Consider the following 16,154-nt stretch of genomic DNA (forward strand, 5'->3'; position numbering starts at 1 on the left):
TGACTTGCGCAGTTCGACTATCCACTCGCGCCGAGAATTTCGTAACATTCAACTTCATATCGCTCGCGGAAGTCTCGAACCAGCTTTTCCTTCATTTCAAGAGTTTGATAAAATGGCTGCTTGTATGCGTCGCGTATAACGAACTTGTGGAAGGCCATATATTGTTCTGACATTTGTTTTGACATGGCCTCGCCATTCAGCCGACTGACCATGATATTGGCGACTTGAGTGCCGATGATGGCGCAAGTTGAAACATTACCCTTAATAGTCGAAATAACCATAGCATCGCCATATGCTGCGTCGCGGGAGTCTTCATATTGCCCAGCTAGTGCCGGGGTCGAAAACGCTAACATCGCTATGATCAGGTGTTTTCTCATACAAATTTGCCCCTCAATGCTCCGGCAGCAAAATCTCGCGCTTGCCGACATGGTTCGCAGCGGTGATGACCGAGTGTTCTTCCATCTGCTCGACCAGTTTCGCGGCTTTGTTGTAGCCGATGCCGAGTTTGCGTTGGATATAGCTGGTGGAGCATTTGCGGTCTTTGGCGACGATGGCGACGGCTTGGTCGTAGAGGCTGTCGTCTAGGCCGTCGGAGCCGAGCCCGAGAAGGCTGTCGATTTCGGCGGCGTTTTCGTCCTCGGGACCTTCGATCACGCCCGACATATAGACCGGCGGGCCGTAGGATTTCAGGTGGTTGACGATTTCTTCGACTTCTTCATCGCTCACAAACGGGCCGTGGATACGGGAGACGCGACCGCCGCCGGCCATATAGAGCATGTCGCCCATGCCGAGCAGTTGTTCGGCACCTTGTTCGCCGAGGATGGTGCGCGAGTCGATCTTTGAGGTGACTTGGAAGGAGATCCGCGTCGGGAAGTTGGCTTTGATCGTGCCGGTGATCACATCGACCGAGGGGCGCTGGGTGGCCATGATCAGGTGGATGCCGGAGGCGCGGGCCATTTGGGCAAGGCGTTGAATGCAGGCTTCGATTTCCTTGCCTGCGACCATCATCAGATCGGCCATCTCATCGACCACCACCACGATATAGGGGATGGTGACGGGCTGGAATTCATCGGTTTCAAACATCGGCTCGCCGGTGTCTTCATCGAAGCCGGTCTGGATGGTACGCTTGAACATCTCATTTTTCGATAGGGCTTCGCGGACGCGGCCATTGTAGCCTTCAATATTTCGCACACCCATTTTCGACATTTTGCGGTAGCGTTCCTCCATCTCGGACACCACCCATTTCAGCGCGACAACGGCTTTTTTGGGGTCGGTGACGACGGGGGAGAGCAGGTGCGGGATGCCATCGTAAACGCTGAGTTCCAGCATTTTCGGGTCGATCATGATCAGGCGGCATTCTTCGGGCGAGAGTTTGTAGAGGAGTGACAGGATCATGGTGTTGATGGCGACGGATTTGCCCGAGCCAGTGGTGCCTGCGATCAACAGGTGGGGCATTTTGGCGAGGTTGGCGACGATGGGATCGCCGCCGATGTCTTTGCCAAGGGCGAGCGGCAGGCGCATGTTGCTGTCGCCAAAGTCGCGGGCGGCGATGATTTCACGCAGGACGACTTTTTCTCGGGTGGCGTTCGGGAGTTCGATGCCGATGACGGTACGGCCCGGAACGGTGGAGACGCGGGCGCTGAGGGCCGACATCGAGCGCGCGATGTCGTCGGCGAGGCCGATCACGCGGCTGGCTTTCAGGCCGGGGGCGGGTTCGAGTTCGTACATGGTGACGACCGGGCCGGGGCGAACGCTGACGATTTCGCCTTTGACGCCGTAGTCGTCGAGGACCGATTCCAACATGCGGGCGTTTTCTTCCAGCGCTTCATCGGAGAGGGCGTGGCGCTGGACGGAAGATGGCGGGGCCAGCAGGGAGATTGGCGGCAGTTCGTAGGCCGGGGCGGGATCGTCGAAGCGCAAGCGGGGCTGGGCCTCGGCTGCTGCGCGGGTGGAGGGGGCAGTGGGTTTTTTCACTGCATGCTGGACAACCGGGCGGCGCTCGGGTGTGGGAGCAGGGCGGGGGATTACAGCGACAGAGGTGTAATCTTCGTCTTCATCCGCAGCGTCGTCGTCGGCTGCGTAGTCATGCGCATCGTCGGTCAGGGTGAAGCCGTGGTTTTCAGGCAGATCAAAGGCTTGATCGTCTTCGGTTTCCACGAAGGCGTTGTGGAGGGGGGCTTTGGGGGCAGTGACGGGCGGTTCGATGCGTATGATCGGGCGGGTGTCGGCGATCAACGGCGCGGGGCTGCGCGGGCGTTGTAGCGGCGGCTCGCGGCGCTGGATGGCGGCGGCGAGAGGGGAGAGTTGCGCCTCGGGCGGGCGGGTGCGCGAGCGGATGGCATCGGAAATCCGCGATTTGATGCGGTCGTCGGACGGCATGTCGGCGTGATCGGCGGCTTGCGAGAGTGTGGGTTCGATCAGTTCGGGTTCGGGATCAACGGCGCGGCGCATCAGGGCGGGCATTCGGGCCAAAAGGCCGAGTTTTTCGCGGGGGGGGGCGTATTGCGGAGCCTCGGCGAGAGGTTCAGGGTAGCGGGCGTCGGCGCGTAAGGTGGAGGGGCGGCCAAAGGCTGCGGCCTCAACGCTCGGTTCGGCGCGGCGGATAGTGGATTGCGGGCGGTCTTCGCGCCAATCGGCTGGCGCGCGCAGGGTCTCGTCTGGTCGGGCGGCTTCGGCGGCGTTGCGGCGGCGGCGGGCTTGGATGGCGGCGGCGGCGCGGGTGGTGCCTTGCGCGCCTTTGCCAGCGGCCCCGAGCAGGATGGAATAGCTGTAGATCAGGCTGGTGATCAGGAAGCGGAAGCCGGCGCGAATCTCGGGGAAGTTGAAGCCGGTGACGAACAGCGTCAGGGCAACCATTGCGGCGCCCGAGGCCAGCGAGATTAGTTTCAGACCAATGGCCGAGCCGCCGGGGATGATGTTCATCAGCGCGCCAACCACGGTGTCGCCGAACAAGCCGCCCATACCGAAGCTTTGCACCCACATCGCGGAGGGCAGCAGGGTGGCGGCATAGACCGAGGCCATGGCGATGGCGATGACGGCGAAGACCATGCGGGAGACGGCGCGCTCGGCTCCGCGATGCAGCACAAACCGCAGACCCCAAGCGCATAGGATCAGCGGGATCGCCCATGTGCCTTTGCCGCCGATGATGATCAGGGTGGACGCGAGGGCCGCGCCGAAGCGGCCAAGGGTGTTGGCGGCGGGCTCGTCTGTGGCGACCATCCAGCCGGGATCTTCGGGGGAATAGCTGTTCAGCATCAGCATGAAGGCGAAAGCCAAGGCGATCAGGGCTAGCCCCAAAAGCTCGCGCCCCCGGCGTTCCAGCATCGCTGTGGTGCCTTGGTCCAACAGCGGATCGCGTTGCCGTGCTTGATAAGATGCCATGTTACCCTGTCCTCAACCGTAGAGGCAGTCGCGGAGTTGGATCAACCCGCGCTGCATTTCTTCTTTGGGGGCCACAAGTGCGACCCGAATATAGCCTTTGCCGGGGTTTTCCCCGTTCGCATCGCGCGACAGATACGCGCCGGGGAGAACCCGGACTCCGGTCTGTCGCCATGCTTTAAGCGCCGCTTGTTCGCCGTCTTCGACGGGCAGCCAGAGGAAGAAGCCGCCTTCGGGGGTTTTGAAGCCCTGTAGGCCGCTGAAAATTGCGTCCGCGGCGTCGAATTTCGTGTGGTAGAGGGCGAGCGAGGCGGCGACGTGATGGTCGTCGTTCCATGCGGCTTGCGAGACTTTTTGGATCGGCAGCGGCAGCGGTGCGCCTGCGAAAGAGCGCAGTTTGCGGATTTGCGCGATGCCTTTTGCGCCACCTGCGACGAAGCCAGAACGCAGACCGGGGAGGTTGGAGCGTTTTGACAGCGAGTGGAAGGTGAAGATGCGCTCGGGGTCGGCATTGGTGGCTTGCGCCACTTCGAGGATGCCTGTGGGGGCGGTATTGCGCCAGATTTCGCTGTAGCATTCGTCGGCGAAGATGGTGAAATCATGCTTCTCGGCCAAGCCCAGCAGGGTTTTCCAATAGTCTGCGCTGGCGACCGCGCCCTGCGGGTTGGCGGGCGAGCAGATATAGGCGATGGTGACGCGGTCTAGGATTTCCGCAGGCAGGCTTGCGTAATCGGGCAGGAAACCTGTGGCGGCGGTGGCGGGAACGTAGAGCGGTTCAGCCCCGACGGTGACGGCGGCGACCGCGTAGACTTGGTAGAACGGGTTCGGCATCAGCACGATGGGCTGTTTGCCGTTTTTCGTTTCGGGCGAAAGGGCGATGCAGGCGTTATAGAGGCCTTCGCGGGTGCCATTGAGGACCATCAGTTGATCTTGCGCGATCTGCGCGTTGTAGCGGCGTTTGATCCAACCGGAAATCGCGGCCAGCAGTTCAGGCGTGCCGTCATTTGGCGGATAGACCGCGAAGTCATTGATATTGGCGGTCATTATGGGCGCGACAAAATCGGGAATCGGGTGCCGGGGTTCGCCGATGGTCATGGAAATGGCTTCACCGCCGGGCGGATATGCGTCTAGAAGCTTCCGCAAACGCGGAAACGCATAATCCGGCAGGTTCGAAAACCGCTTGGGAAACGCCATTACTGCCTCATCTCAGGGTCATATCGCCCCGTTCTGGATCAGGATAACCAGATCATGCGGGCGCGTCCAGAAAAACCCATATGGGATATGGGCTTGGTTGCTGTTGTTGTGGCTTTTAGGCCAGCGCGCGTTCTGCCGCTTGGCCAATACGGAGCAGGCGTTCCTCTTGGCTAGGGCCCGCCATGAAAGAGATGCCGCAGGACGGTTGTGCTGTGGGCAGGGTAAGCGCGCAAAGCCCCATCAGATTGCCGATGCGGGTGTTGCGCAGGGCCAACAGATTTTCGCTGACATAATAGGCATCGTCGGTCATCAGGCGGTGGGCATTGGGCGGCAGAATGGGCGAGGTTGGGAGCAGGATGGCATCGTATCCGGCGGTTTTTGCGGCCCAACTTTGGCGAATGTCGTGCAGGCGGCGCGATGCGGCGATGTAATCGGCGGCTTTGATCGTGGCCCCGGTGCGGAAGCGTTCGAGGATACGGGGGAACATTTTTTCGGGGGCGGCTTCGATGGTTTTGGCCCAGATGCCATAGGCTTCGGCGGTGAACAAGATGCCTGCGAGAGCCATCGCCTCGGCTGTTTCGGGAATGTCTGCGTGAGAGATTTGCGCGCCTGCACGCGACAGGCGGGTGAGTGCGTCTGCAAAGCCTGCGGCGGGGCGGGGGCGCAGATCGTCGAGCGCGACGGTGTTCAGGACGAGGAAGCGGGCGTTGGTCAGGCTGCTGCCCGCAAGGTCGGCGGGTTTGCCGGATTCGAGGGCGGCGAGGAGCAGCGCGCAGTCTTCGACAGAACGGGCGAGCGGGCCTATGGTGTCGAATTGCTCGCATAGGGGGACCGCTCCGGTCAGCGGCAGGCGGCCGTGGCTGGTTTTCAGGCCGACAAGGTCGTTCCAAGCGGCGGGGATGCGGACGGAACCGCCGGTGTCTGATCCGATGGCGGCGGGGGCGAGGCCGAAGGCAACCGAGGCCGCACCGCCTGAGGTAGATCCGCCCGCGACGGCTTGATCGTCGTTGATGCAAGGTGGGGTGGCGGTGACGGGGTTAAGGCCTAACCCCGAGAAGGCGAGTTCGGACATGTGAGTTTTTCCAAGGCAAACAATACCTTGGCGGGTGGCGGTTTCTACGGCGGCGGCATCTTTCAGCGGTGTGCGGTTCTTCAGCAGCGCCGATCCGGCCTCGGTGACGATGCCTGCGGTGTCGAACAGGTCTTTCCAACTGACCGGGACGCCATCCAGCAAGCCCCGGCGCAGGCCGGATTTGGCGCGGGTGGCGGCCCCCATTGCTTCGCCGCGCGCACGCGTCGGGGTGGGGCGGGCGTAGATGCGGGTGGAATACTCGTGGATGGCAATTTTTTCGAGGAAAAACTCGGTCAGTTCGACCGGGTTGATACTGCCTTTGCCGATCTCGCGACCAAGGTCAGCGGCGGTCATGTTGGACCAGGTTTTGCTCATGTTGTTCCCCATTTTGGCGGAGCGTAGCGGCAAGACGGCGCATGGACAATCCTGTAGGTTGGGCCATATTTGGCGGTATGGAAAAACATGCTGACATTGTGATCGTGGGCGGCGGCTTGAATGGCCCGGCTTTGGCTTTGGCTTTGGCTAAGAGCGGTTTGCGGGTGGTGGTGGTGGATGCGCGACCTGCGGGGGCGAGGGCCGAAGCTGGGTTTGACGGGCGGGCTTATGCACTGGCTGTGGCATCGAAGCGACTGCTGGAGGTGATCGGGGTTTGGTCGCGTTTGGAAGACCGGGTGCAGCCGATCTTGCAGATCAAGGCCAGCGACGGGGTGGCGGGGCAGGGGGCCGCGCCATTTTTCCTGACCTTTGATCATGCCGAGATGGAAGAAGGCCCGATGGGGTTCATGGCCGAAGATCGGTATTTGTACGCGGCGTTTCTGGCGGCGATGGCGGTGGCGGGGATTGAGTTGATCTCGGGGGAAACGGTGGTTTCTCAGGAGGTCAGCGCACAGGGGGTTGAGGTTGTTTTGGCCTCGGGGCGTGTCGTTCGAGGCTCGGTTTTGGTGGGATGCGATGGGCGTGCGTCGGGGGTGGCCTCGCGCGCGGGGATCGGGCGAACGGGTTGGGGCTATGGGCAGACGGCGTTGGTGACGGCCATTCGACACGAGAAGGATCATCAGGGCATTGCGCAGCAGTTCTTTATGCCTTCCGGACCGCTGGCGATTTTACCGCTGGTGGGGGGGCATCATTCTTCGATTGTTTGGAGTGAGACAGAAGGACAGGCGGCGGCCATTCAGGCGTTGGGGGATGCGGAATATCTGGAGGCGTTGCGGCCTCGGTTTGGCGATTTTCTGGGCGAGATTGCGCTGGCGGGGGAGCGGTTTACTTATCCCTTAAGTCTGACTTTGGCGAACAGCTTCGTCGCCCCGCGCGTGGCTTTGGTGGGCGATGCGGCGCATGGGGTGCATCCGATTGCGGGGCAGGGGCTGAACTTGGGGCTGCGCGATGTGGGGGCTTTGGCGCAGGTGTTGATTGAGGCGCGGCGCAGGGGCGAGGATATTGGGGCGGCGGATGTGTTGGAGCGCTATCAGCGCTGGCGGCGGTTTGATTCTACAGCGCTGGCCTTGGGGATGGATGGCGTGAACCGGTTGTTCTCGAACGACAATCCGGTACTGCGGTTGGGGCGCGATTTGGGGATGGGGCTGGTGAATGCGGTGCCGGGGCTTCGGCGCAAGTTCATGCGGCAGGCGGCGGGGTTGTCGGGCGAAGTGCCGCGGTTGTTGCGGGGGTTGGAGGTTTAGAGCGCGTGGCGGGGTGAACCCCGCCCTACGGATTTGCATCGTCTGGCAGGAGGTGGGTCAGGTCGTTCGTGGCAAGGTGGGCGGCGAAGGCGTCCCAGTTCACGACGCCCTCTGACAGCGGTTTTTCGTATTGCTTGACGTGATCGCTGGTCAGTTGATCGGCGCTGGCTTTTGAGCCGACAAACTTCAGAATAGCTTGCAGATGCTGCGGGTCGGACAGCTTTTCATATCGGGCGGTAAATACCGCCGCGTCGCCGTGTTTGTGGTGCAGGTTCTGCGCCACCTCGACAAAGCGCATATGGTTTTTCAGAAATTGGGTGAAGCTATCGGCGTCAAAGCTGATTTTTGCATGGAGCAGATCGGCGGTGACGGACTCACCCTGTTTGAGCACGAAAACCCCAGTTTCGGCGGCGCGGCGGCGCGAGATGTAGCGCTCGATCGGGTTGCGCAGCAGGATGATTTTTTGCCAGTTTTTTGAATGGCCAAGTTTGCCGAATAGCTTGACGCGGTTCAGGTTGGGCAGGAAATCTTTGAAGCCGAAGATTGCGCCCTCGGCTTCGGTATCCTTGCGCAGACGGTTCAGCAGGCCGATGGGATCAGCGTCACGGGCGGCCATATCGCGGTTGGTCAGGCCGAGTTTGGCAAGCTGGGGTTTGGGCAGTTCCAGCGCGTTTACTTTGAAAATCTCGCCAAAGCAGGTGATATCCGGTGCCGAGTTCAGCAGTGCGGCGAGATGATAAGAGCCGCTACGGGCTTGAGTCAGGATCAGGAACGGCATCGACTACCTCGGGGTTGAGGCGTGATACGCGGGTTGGGGGGGAGGCGTAAAGGGGGGGAAGCGGTGGGGCGACCCTGCCCTATTCGACTTGCCGCGCCTCACTCACCAGCATGATCGGAATCCCGTCCCGGATCGGGAAGGCCAGATGGGCGGCTTTGGAGATCAGCTCCATCTTTTCCGCGTCATAGGTAAGCACGGCTTGGGTGACGGGGCAGACCAGCGCCTCGAGCATGCGGCGGTCGTGCAGGGGCGTGGGGGTGTCTGTCATTGCAAGGTCTCATCGCGGCCATCGGAATGGAGGGCGATTTCCAGAAGGGTGACGAGGGTTTCGCGGCGGGTGATCAGCGAAGGGGCTTCGAGCAGCGCCTGTTTGTCCTCGGGGGCGAAGGGCAGCAGCATCGATAGCGAGTTTATCAGAAGTTCGGTGTCGGCGGCTTTGATGCCGCTCCAATCGGTGCCAAGATCGCGGGTGGCGAAGTAGCGGGCGAGCAGGGCGAGGAAGGGTTCGCGGGCAAAACCGGTGTCGGTTTCCTCGCGGCCCAGATCGCGGGTGAAGGGTTGCCAATCAATATGGGCGCGCCGGTAGGGGGTGAAGCCTTCGAGTTCGGCGCGCAGGCGGAAGCGCGACACACCGGTGAGGGTGATCATATAGCGGTGGTCGTCGGTCTCGGAAAATCCGGTCAGACGGCCAGCGCAGCCGATGGCCGACAGACGCTTTTCACCATTTGGCGCCTCACGCGGTTGGATCATGCCGATCAGGCGGTGCGGGGTTTTCATGCAATCGTCCAGCAGCGCCAGATAGCGCGGCTCGAAAATATGCAAGGGCAGGCGGGCGCGCGGCAGCAAAAGCGCGCCCGGAAGCGGGAACAGCGGCATGGTGTCGGGCAGGTCAGTTTGCTTCATCATGCCCTCTAGCTAGTGTGCGATCCGCATTAGGCAAAGATCATCGAGGACAGGCGGCGGCGGCCTGCCAAGACAATGGGGTCTTGCGGCTTTAGCGCGTCGAAGATGGTGAACAGCTGGGTGCGGGCGGCGTTGTTGTTCCACTCACGGTCGAGTTTGAACAGATCAAGCAGGGTGTTGACGGCTTCCTCAACCTTGCCGTTGGCGTGCTGGGCGGTGGCGAGGTCAAACAGGATCTGCGGATTTTTCGGGTCTGCGGCATGGGCGGCGCGCAGATCATCCTCGGGGCCAGCGGAGGCGGCTTGGCGGGCAAGATCAAGCATGGCGCGGGTGGCCTCAACTTCCTTGGCTTTGGTGAGGGCACCGGGCGCGGTGGTGATCAGGGTTTCGGCCAGATCAAGATCGCCAAGCGCGAGGTGGGCGCGGATCAGGCCAGCATAGGCGACGGCATTCTCGGGTTCTTCTTCGAGGATGGCGGTGAAGGTTTCTACTGCATCGGCGTAGTCACCGTCATCCAGCATGGTTTCAGCGGCAGCGATGGCATCGGCGAGGCCGTTGTCCGGCTCTGGCCCCATCGCGGCGAGTTTATCGACGAAGCGTTTCAACTCGGATGGTGCGACATTGCCTTGGAAGCCATCGACGGGCTGGCCTTGGAAGAAGGCGTAGACGGTGGGGATGGATTGGATGCGGAGTTGGGCCGCGAGGGCTTGGTTTTCATCGACGTTGATTTTCACCATCCGCACGCGGCCTTTGGCAGCGGTGACGGCGGCTTCCAAGGCGGGGCCGAGGGTTTTGCAGGGGCCGCACCATGGCGCCCAGAAATCGACGATGATGGGGGTGGTTTGTGACGGCTCGATCACGTCTTGCAGGAAGGTTTTTTCCGAGCCGTCGGTGATCAGGTCGGTGGCGGGGGCTGCTGTGGGGGCGGTTGCGGTGCCGAACATGGGAAGCCTCAAAGGTTTTGGGTTGGGGTATATATGGGGGGCAGGGCGCGAAAGGGGAAGGGGGTTTACGCGCGGGCGTCGGCTTCGTAGCTTGGCGCAAAATAGGGGGATCAGATGCCGGTTGTGATGTGCTTTGGCGACAGTAATACGCATGGGACGCCACCGATTGTCGATCTGGCGAAGTATGAGCGGTATGGGCTGGGGGTGCGCTGGCCCTCGCGGGTTCAGGCGGCTTTGGGCTGTGAGATGATCGAGGAGGGTTTGCCGGGGCGGACGGCGATGTTCGATGATCCGATCATGGGCGCGCATATGAACGGGCAGGCGGGGCTGAAGATCGCGTTGGAAAGCCACGGGCCGCTGGATATTTTGGTGCTGATGCTGGGCACCAATGATGTGAAGGCGCGGTTTACCTCGACGCCCGAGGCAGTCGTTGGGGGGATCGCTGGCCTGTTGGACATAGCACAGCACCGGGTGATGCAGGAACGGCATAGCGGTTTTAAGGTGTTGTTGGTGTGTCCGACGCCGGTGGTTGAGATCGGGCCGATCAAGGATGAGTTCTGGGGCGGGGCTGCGCGGTCGCAAGCTTTGGCGCCAATGTATGCGGCTTTGGCCAAGGCGCGCGGGGTGGAGTTTCTGAATGCGGGTCAGGTGATCAAGGTTAGCCCGCTGGATGGGGTGCATTTTGATCAGGGCGAACATGCCAAGCTGGCGGTCGCGGTGGCAGCTAAGTTGCGCGGGATGATTTAGGGGGCTCTTTGCATTTGCTCTTTTTGAAATACTCCCGCCGGAGGCTCCTTAGGCCAGCGTCGGATGCCTCCGGCGGGGATATTTAGGCCAAGATGAAAGCCTTTAGTGCGGCCAAGACCCAAAGGGGCGAGGCCGCTGGGGCGGGGCGCAAATTTTAATCTTGTTTGAATTAAGCTGACGCGGTCAGGTCGGACCAACCGCAAAGCGAGGCGAGGTATTCCGGGGGGTGATTGATCCCGACCGACATGTTGGCGCGGAATTTCTCGGATCGGTAGTCTCGCCAGCGGTTTTTATAGAGGTGCAGGCCGGATTTGCTGATTTTGATAATTGGGGTGCGCAGGGGCAGATGGTCGTGCCATTTCTTGCGCATCGCGGCGTAGGATTGCACGAAATCCTCGCGCAGATGGTCGTGGTAGCGGTCGTTGTGGATGGTGGGGAGCGCGCCTGCATAGGCGTGCAGGCCTTTGGTGCGGGCCGAGGTTACGATATCGGTGCCATACATGTGCCAGCCGGGCAGGGTTTCGTCAAAGCGCAGGCCTGCCGAGCGGCGCATTATGATGACCATTTCGTCGTAGGATTGGACTTCGGCGGGGGTGGTGGGGACGCGGCCGACGATCAGGCCGATGCTGGAAGACCAGACCGGGCCGATATGGCTGGCATCGAGGCCTACGCCGAACGGGCCGTAGAGCGCCCAGTTGGGATCATGCGCTTGGAGTTCGCGCAGGCGCCGGGTGAGCAGGTTTTCCCAGCCGCGCGGCAGGTAGACGTCGTGATGGGCGAAGATCAGGATTTCAGCATCGGTGGCGTCGATGGCGCGGTTATAGGCGACGGCAGCGGAGGCGGCGTCGCGTTCCAGATGCAGGGGCACCGCGCCTTCGGCGATTATCGGCGAGCGCGCGAGGTTGGCGTTTAGGATCTCGTCACTGTGGCTGGCGCAGATGAGGGCGTAGGTCATGCGGGGTTCACGGTTTCGGTATGCAGCGGATGGGCGGCCACTGCGGCGGATTTCAGCGCTTCGGTGAAATGCTGCGCCAATTTGGCGGCTTCGGTGTTGCCGTCGTGGCGGGCCATAGCGCGGGCGCGGGCGGCAAGGCCCATTTCGGCCAGCACTGCGTTGGGGGTGTTGGAGAGCTCTAGGATGGCATCGGCCAAGGCTGCGGGGTCGCCTGCTGGCACCAGCCAACCTTCCTTCGGAGTCAAAAGCTCGGGCACGCCGTTGATGCAGGTGGAGATCACGGGGCGACCGCAGGCCATAGCCTCGATCACCACCATCGGCAGGCCTTCGGCGAGCGAGGGCAGGATCAGCGCATGGGCGGCGGCGATGGCGGCGCGCACGCCGGTCTCATCGACCCATCCTGCGATATTGATGCGGTCTTGGATGCCGTGGCGGGCGATTTCGCTGTCGATCAGTTCGCGCAGCTCACCATCGCCGCAGATCGTCAGGGTCAGGCCGGGCAGGCGTTTGGCGGCGATGGCCATGGTTTCGATCAGGACGGGGAAGCCTTTTTGCTCGCACAGACGACCAATCGCCACCAGATGCGGGCCGCCTTCCGGCATTGGGGCGGGCGTGGGGTAGCCGGAGGTGTCAACGCCGCAATGCACCTCTTTGATTTTTGGCCATTCGGGGATTTGGCTCCAGCGGTAGAGCTGGCTGCGGCAATAGCTGGAGATCGCGACGGTGAAGCGGGCGCGGGCGATTTTCTCGGGGAAGGAAAATGCGCGCGGGGCGTCGAATTCTTCGGGGCCGTGGACGGTGAAGCTGAAGCCGGGGCCTCCCAATGCTTCGGCCAGCATGGCGACGGTGGCGGAATTCGTGCCGAAATGGGCGTGGATGTGCTGGATGCCGAGTTCATTGGCCCGACGCGCGATGTGGGCGGCTTCGAGCAGATAGATCAGATGACGCGGCACCCCGCCGGTGCCGGGGCCGCCGGAAGTGCCCTTTGTGCCGCAGCGGATTGCCATCGCAAGGCCTGTAAGCGCCTGTTTGGGGTGTTTGATCATCCAGCCGAGGCTGGAGCGGAGGAGATTCTTGCCGCCGATTTCCAAAACATGTTCGGTCTTGTCGTCCTCGATGAAATCGACCGGATCGACCAGCGCGCTGCGATCCGAGCGCATGGCAAAGCGGTGAACCTGCCAGCCAAGCACCTCAAGCGCTGCTATTTCACGGCGAATAAAGGTATGCGAGGGCTTTGGATAGGTGTTGATCAGGTAGGCAATTTGCATGGCGGCACCGAATTGGGTCTTAGCCTTGGTCAATAGGCACGGCTTTTGGCAAGAGTAAGGCAAATTCAACGATTTCGCGCATAGATTGTTGCCAAATCGGGCTTCATTGACGCGTTACCCGCATCCGCCTAGGGTCGCGGCGAAGTCTTAAAGGGTTTGCTTGATGTCTGAGCTGAATGGGACCGCACCTGCGGGACGAAGTTTGTTTGCGCGGGCGCTGCGTGGATCGGCGTTTACGGCTGGGTCTTACGCGCTGACGCAGGTGATGCGGCTGGGCTCGAACCTGATTTTGACACGGATTCTGGCGCCGGATGCGTTTGGGGTGATGGCGCTGGTTTCGGTGGTGCTGGTCGGCATGGTGATGTTCTCGGATGTCGGGGTTTCAGCCTCAATCGCGCAGAACAAACGTGGCGATGACCCGGATTTTCTGAACACGGCGTTCACCATTCACGCGTTTCGCGGCACGATGCTGTGGCTGGTGACTTGCGCTTTGGCTTGGCCGCTGGCGCAGTTTTACCATGCGCCGGAGCTTGTGTATCTGCTACCCGTCGCGGGGATTTCCTTGTTCATTTCAGGGTTCAACCCAACGCGGATTGATACGGCGACACGGCACTTGCTGTTGGGCAAGGTGACGCTGCTGGATCTGATCGCGCAGGCGATTGGGATTGTGGCGATGGTGGTGTTGTCGTTGATGACGCATTCGGTCTGGGGGCTGGTGGTCGGGGCCATTGTCGGGTCTTTGGCCAAGCTGGTGTTGACATGGATGTATTTGCCGGGGCCAGCCAATCGGTTTCATTGGGACAAGTCGGCGGGGCATGAGTTGATCCATTTCGGCAAGTGGATTTTTATGTCAACCGCCTGCGGTTTTGCCTTGGCGCAGGGTGATAAGGCGATCTTTGGGCATTATCTGAGCCTTGAGGAGTTAGGGGTCTATAACATTGGGTATTTTCTGGCGTCGTTCCCGCTGCTGTTGGCGCGGGCGGTGAACAGCCGAATTATGATTCCTTTGTACCGCGATCACCATCCAGCGGAATCAGCGGCAAATTTTGCCAAGATGCGCAAGCTACGCTGGGCGATTTCGGGCGGAACGCTGCTGCTGCTGGGGTTTTTGGCGGTGATTGGGGTGCCGTTGGTCGGGATCCTGTATGACTCGCGCTATGCGGCGGCTGGGTTCATCGTGGTGATGGTTGCGCTGATCCAGATGCCGGAAACCATTGGCATCAGCTATGATCAGTCGGCTTTGGCGGCTGGCGATGGGCGGAACTATTTCTGGCTGCAGGCGTTGAAGGCCTTTGTCCAGACCGTGGCATTTCTGATCGGCATCACCCATGGCGGGCTGGAAGGCGCGTTGTTGGCGCAGGCTTTGGCCTTACTTGCGCTACATCCGGCGGTGATTTTGCTGGCGCGCAAGCATCGGGCTTGGGATCCGGTGAATGACGTGGTGCTGTTCGGTTTGGCGGCGGCGCTTGTGGTTTTGGCGTTTTGGGTCAATGCCGATATGCTGGGGATGGCGTAGGGCCGCAATCCGGTCTGGGCGTGGCTGCGCGCTTGCGGTAAAGCTTCGCGGCGGATGTGCGAATGGGTTTGAGATATGCAGATTGAAGAAACGGCACTGACGGGGGTGTTGATTGTCACGCCGAAGCGGTTTGGCGATGATCGCGGCTGGTTTTCTGAGACGTGGAATGCGACGGCGATGGCTGGGGCGGGGCTGAGTTTGGGCTTTGTGCAGGACAATCACTCGATGTCGGCGCAGGCGGGCACGTTGCGGGGGCTGCATTATCAGGCTCCACCGCGGGCGCAGGACAAGCTGGTGCGTTGTACTTCTGGTGTGATTTTTGATGTGGCGGTGGATTTCCGGCGGGGGTCACCGACGTTTGGGGCTTGGGTTGGGGTGGAGTTGTCGGCGGCGAATGGGCGGCAGTTGCTGGTGCCTAAGGGGTTTTTGCATGGGTTCGTGACGAAGGTGCCGAACACCGAGGTTCAGTATAAATGCACCGATGTCTATGCGCCGGACTGTGACGGTGGCGTGCGCTGGGATGATCCTGAGATTGGCATTGATTGGGGGCTTTCGGGCGCTCCGATTCTGTCGGGCAAGGATGCGGTGGCACCGTTGTTGCGCGATGTGGTGTCCCCTTTTGAATGGGTTGCAGAATGAAGATACTGGTAACGGGTGGCGCGGGTTTTATTGGCTCGGCTGTGGTGCGGTTGGCGGTGTCGCGTGGGCATGAAGTGGTCAATCTGGATGCGCTGACCTATGCGGCCTGTCTGGAGAATGTGGCGAGCGTGTCGGGGTCGAACCTGTATAGCTTTGAGCGGGCGGATATTCGGGATCGGGCGCGGTTGGATGAGATTTTTGCGCTGCACCGCCCGGATGTGGTGATGCATCTGGCGGCGGAATCGCATGTGGATCGTTCGATTGATGGGCCGGGGGATTTCATCCTAACCAATATCAACGGCACTTATAATATGCTGGAGGCGGCTCGGGCCTATTGGCAGGGGGCGGGGCGTCCGGCGGGATTCCGGTTCCATCATATCAGCACGGATGAGGTGTTTGGGTCTTTGGGGGCCGAGGGGCAGTTCACCGAGGACACATCCTATGATCCGCGCAGCCCCTATTCGGCCAGCAAAGCCGCCAGCGATCATCTGGTGCGGGCTTGGCACGAAACCTACGGGCTGCCGGTGGTGCTGACGAATTGCTCGAACAACTACGGGCCGTTCCATTTCCCGGAAAAGCTGGTGCCTGTGGTGATTTTGAACGCTTTGGCGGGCAAGCCTATTCCGGTTTATGGCGGCGGTGAAAACGTGCGTGACTGGCTTTATGTCGAGGATCACGCTGACGCGCTGCTGTTGGTGGTGGAAAAAGGCGCGCTGGGGCGCAGCTATAATATTGGCGGCGAGAACGAGCGGCGTAATATTGATCTGGTGAAGACCATCTGCGGAATTTTGGACGCCAAGCGCCCCAAGGCTGCGCCCTATGCCGATCAGATCACTTACGTCACTGACCGCCCCGGCCATGATGCGCGCTATGCGATTGATCCTTCGCGGATCCGCGAGGAACTGGGTTGGTGGCCAAGCGTGACGGTCGAGGAAGGTCTTGCGAAAACCGTGCAGTGGTATCTGGACAATGAGGCATGGTGGAAGCCGTTGCAGGCGCGCGCGGGTGTGGGCGTGCGGCTGGGGGTGAAAGCGTGATCGGAATTCGCGCGAATTCCGGGGCGATTTTCGCGCGAAAATCG

The 16,154-nt window shown here is 61.2% G+C and carries 15 protein-coding genes; 5 read left to right on the forward strand and 10 right to left on the reverse strand.

Features of this window, described 5'->3' with window-relative positions:
* Window positions 1-17 precede the first annotated feature (17 nt).
* The 4 genes from ACS5RD_RS05740 to ACS5RD_RS05755 all read right to left on the reverse strand — a co-directional run bounded on the left by ACS5RD_RS05740 (window position 18) and on the right by ACS5RD_RS05755 (window position 6,019).
* Entirely contained in the window at window positions 18-377 is a 360-nt protein-coding gene (locus tag ACS5RD_RS05740; protein ID WP_489930382.1) for a hypothetical protein, read from the reverse strand.
* A gap of 13 nt (window positions 378-390) precedes the next feature.
* Window positions 391-3,381 (reverse strand): DNA translocase FtsK, encoded by a 2,991-nt coding sequence (locus tag ACS5RD_RS05745; protein WP_489930383.1) that lies wholly within the window; start codon window positions 3,379-3,381, stop codon window positions 391-393.
* Between the two features lie 12 nt (window positions 3,382-3,393).
* A complete protein-coding gene (locus ACS5RD_RS05750) occupies window positions 3,394-4,572 on the reverse strand; it encodes an aminotransferase class I/II-fold pyridoxal phosphate-dependent enzyme (RefSeq protein WP_489930384.1) in 1,179 nt (392 codons plus the stop codon).
* A 115-nt stretch (window positions 4,573-4,687) separates the two neighbouring features.
* The gene (locus tag ACS5RD_RS05755; protein ID WP_489930385.1) at window positions 4,688-6,019 is read right to left on the reverse strand and encodes an amidase; all 1,332 of its coding nucleotides are present in this window, start codon (window positions 6,017-6,019) and stop codon (window positions 4,688-4,690) included.
* Window positions 6,020-6,096: 77 nt separating this feature from the next.
* On the opposite strand from ACS5RD_RS05755, the gene ACS5RD_RS05760 reads away from it, so the two are divergent.
* A complete protein-coding gene (locus tag ACS5RD_RS05760) occupies window positions 6,097-7,323 on the forward strand; it encodes a UbiH/UbiF/VisC/COQ6 family ubiquinone biosynthesis hydroxylase (RefSeq protein ID WP_489931338.1) in 1,227 nt (408 codons plus the stop codon).
* Between the two features lie 25 nt (window positions 7,324-7,348).
* Here ACS5RD_RS05760 and ACS5RD_RS05765 read toward each other — a convergent pair whose 3' ends face one another.
* From ACS5RD_RS05765 to ACS5RD_RS05780, 4 genes are all read right to left on the reverse strand, one after another.
* The gene (locus ACS5RD_RS05765; RefSeq protein WP_489930386.1) at window positions 7,349-8,101 is read right to left on the reverse strand and encodes a hypothetical protein; all 753 of its coding nucleotides are present in this window, start codon (window positions 8,099-8,101) and stop codon (window positions 7,349-7,351) included.
* Between the two features lie 79 nt (window positions 8,102-8,180).
* On the reverse strand, window positions 8,181-8,369 hold the full coding sequence (locus tag ACS5RD_RS05770) for a Trm112 family protein (RefSeq protein ID WP_489930387.1): 189 nt from the start codon (window positions 8,367-8,369) through the stop codon (window positions 8,181-8,183).
* Window positions 8,366-9,007 (reverse strand): LON peptidase substrate-binding domain-containing protein, encoded by a 642-nt coding sequence (locus ACS5RD_RS05775; RefSeq protein WP_489930388.1) that lies wholly within the window; start codon window positions 9,005-9,007, stop codon window positions 8,366-8,368. Before ACS5RD_RS05775 ends, ACS5RD_RS05770 begins: the two co-directional genes overlap by 4 nt.
* Window positions 9,008-9,033: 26 nt before the next feature.
* Window positions 9,034-9,948, reverse strand: coding sequence for a tetratricopeptide repeat protein (locus ACS5RD_RS05780; RefSeq protein ID WP_489930389.1), 915 nt, complete (start codon window positions 9,946-9,948; stop codon window positions 9,034-9,036).
* 114 nt (window positions 9,949-10,062) lie between these two features.
* On the opposite strand from ACS5RD_RS05780, the gene ACS5RD_RS05785 reads away from it, so the two are divergent.
* Entirely contained in the window at window positions 10,063-10,695 is a 633-nt protein-coding gene (locus ACS5RD_RS05785; protein WP_054005435.1) for an SGNH/GDSL hydrolase family protein, read from the forward strand.
* A 169-nt stretch (window positions 10,696-10,864) separates the two neighbouring features.
* Here ACS5RD_RS05785 and ACS5RD_RS05790 read toward each other — a convergent pair whose 3' ends face one another.
* Together ACS5RD_RS05790 and ACS5RD_RS05795 are read right to left on the reverse strand one after the other, a co-directional pair.
* The gene (locus ACS5RD_RS05790) at window positions 10,865-11,650 is read right to left on the reverse strand and encodes a hypothetical protein (protein WP_489930390.1); all 786 of its coding nucleotides are present in this window, start codon (window positions 11,648-11,650) and stop codon (window positions 10,865-10,867) included.
* Window positions 11,647-12,918 carry a glycosyltransferase family 4 protein gene (locus tag ACS5RD_RS05795; protein ID WP_489930391.1) on the reverse strand — a complete coding sequence of 424 codons (1,272 nt, stop codon included), beginning with the start codon at window positions 12,916-12,918 and terminating at the stop codon, window positions 11,647-11,649. Before ACS5RD_RS05795 ends, ACS5RD_RS05790 begins: the two co-directional genes overlap by 4 nt.
* A 163-nt stretch (window positions 12,919-13,081) precedes the next feature.
* Between ACS5RD_RS05795 and ACS5RD_RS05800 the strand changes: the two genes are divergently transcribed.
* The 3 genes from ACS5RD_RS05800 (at window position 13,082) to rfbB (ending at window position 16,110) form a co-directional block, all read left to right on the forward strand.
* A complete protein-coding gene (locus tag ACS5RD_RS05800) occupies window positions 13,082-14,434 on the forward strand; it encodes an oligosaccharide flippase family protein (RefSeq protein ID WP_489930392.1) in 1,353 nt (450 codons plus the stop codon).
* A 75-nt stretch (window positions 14,435-14,509) separates the two neighbouring features.
* Window positions 14,510-15,073 (forward strand): dTDP-4-dehydrorhamnose 3,5-epimerase, encoded by a 564-nt coding sequence (rfbC, locus tag ACS5RD_RS05805; protein ID WP_054005432.1) that lies wholly within the window; start codon window positions 14,510-14,512, stop codon window positions 15,071-15,073.
* Entirely contained in the window at window positions 15,070-16,110 is a 1,041-nt protein-coding gene (gene rfbB, locus ACS5RD_RS05810; protein WP_489930393.1) for a dTDP-glucose 4,6-dehydratase, read from the forward strand. Before rfbC ends, rfbB begins: the two co-directional genes overlap by 4 nt.
* Window positions 16,111-16,154: the final 44 nt, after the last annotated feature.

Source organism: Cypionkella sp. PAMC25878, assembly GCF_058135695.1.

What these genes read in the sequence shown, in the direction of transcription:
- ACS5RD_RS05740 (WP_489930382.1), bottom strand. Translation starts at nt 377, where the DNA reads ATGAGAAAACACCTGATCATAGCGATGTTAGCGTTTTCGACCCCGGCA.
- ACS5RD_RS05745 (WP_489930383.1), bottom strand. Translation starts at nt 3,381, where the DNA reads ATGGCATCTTATCAAGCACGGCAACGCGATCCGCTGTTGGACCAAGGC.
- ACS5RD_RS05750 (WP_489930384.1), bottom strand. Translation starts at nt 4,572, where the DNA reads ATGGCGTTTCCCAAGCGGTTTTCGAACCTGCCGGATTATGCGTTTCCG.
- ACS5RD_RS05755 (WP_489930385.1), bottom strand. Translation starts at nt 6,019, where the DNA reads ATGAGCAAAACCTGGTCCAACATGACCGCCGCTGACCTTGGTCGCGAG.
- ACS5RD_RS05760 (WP_489931338.1), top strand. Translation starts at nt 6,097, where the DNA reads ATGGAAAAACATGCTGACATTGTGATCGTGGGCGGCGGCTTGAATGGC.
- ACS5RD_RS05765 (WP_489930386.1), bottom strand. Translation starts at nt 8,101, where the DNA reads ATGCCGTTCCTGATCCTGACTCAAGCCCGTAGCGGCTCTTATCATCTC.
- ACS5RD_RS05770 (WP_489930387.1), bottom strand. Translation starts at nt 8,369, where the DNA reads ATGACAGACACCCCCACGCCCCTGCACGACCGCCGCATGCTCGAGGCG.
- ACS5RD_RS05775 (WP_489930388.1), bottom strand. Translation starts at nt 9,007, where the DNA reads ATGATGAAGCAAACTGACCTGCCCGACACCATGCCGCTGTTCCCGCTT.
- ACS5RD_RS05780 (WP_489930389.1), bottom strand. Translation starts at nt 9,948, where the DNA reads ATGTTCGGCACCGCAACCGCCCCCACAGCAGCCCCCGCCACCGACCTG.
- ACS5RD_RS05785 (WP_054005435.1), top strand. Translation starts at nt 10,063, where the DNA reads ATGCCGGTTGTGATGTGCTTTGGCGACAGTAATACGCATGGGACGCCA.
- ACS5RD_RS05790 (WP_489930390.1), bottom strand. Translation starts at nt 11,650, where the DNA reads ATGACCTACGCCCTCATCTGCGCCAGCCACAGTGACGAGATCCTAAAC.
- ACS5RD_RS05795 (WP_489930391.1), bottom strand. Translation starts at nt 12,918, where the DNA reads ATGCAAATTGCCTACCTGATCAACACCTATCCAAAGCCCTCGCATACC.
- ACS5RD_RS05800 (WP_489930392.1), top strand. Translation starts at nt 13,082, where the DNA reads ATGTCTGAGCTGAATGGGACCGCACCTGCGGGACGAAGTTTGTTTGCG.
- rfbC (WP_054005432.1), top strand. Translation starts at nt 14,510, where the DNA reads ATGCAGATTGAAGAAACGGCACTGACGGGGGTGTTGATTGTCACGCCG.
- rfbB (WP_489930393.1), top strand. Translation starts at nt 15,070, where the DNA reads ATGAAGATACTGGTAACGGGTGGCGCGGGTTTTATTGGCTCGGCTGTG.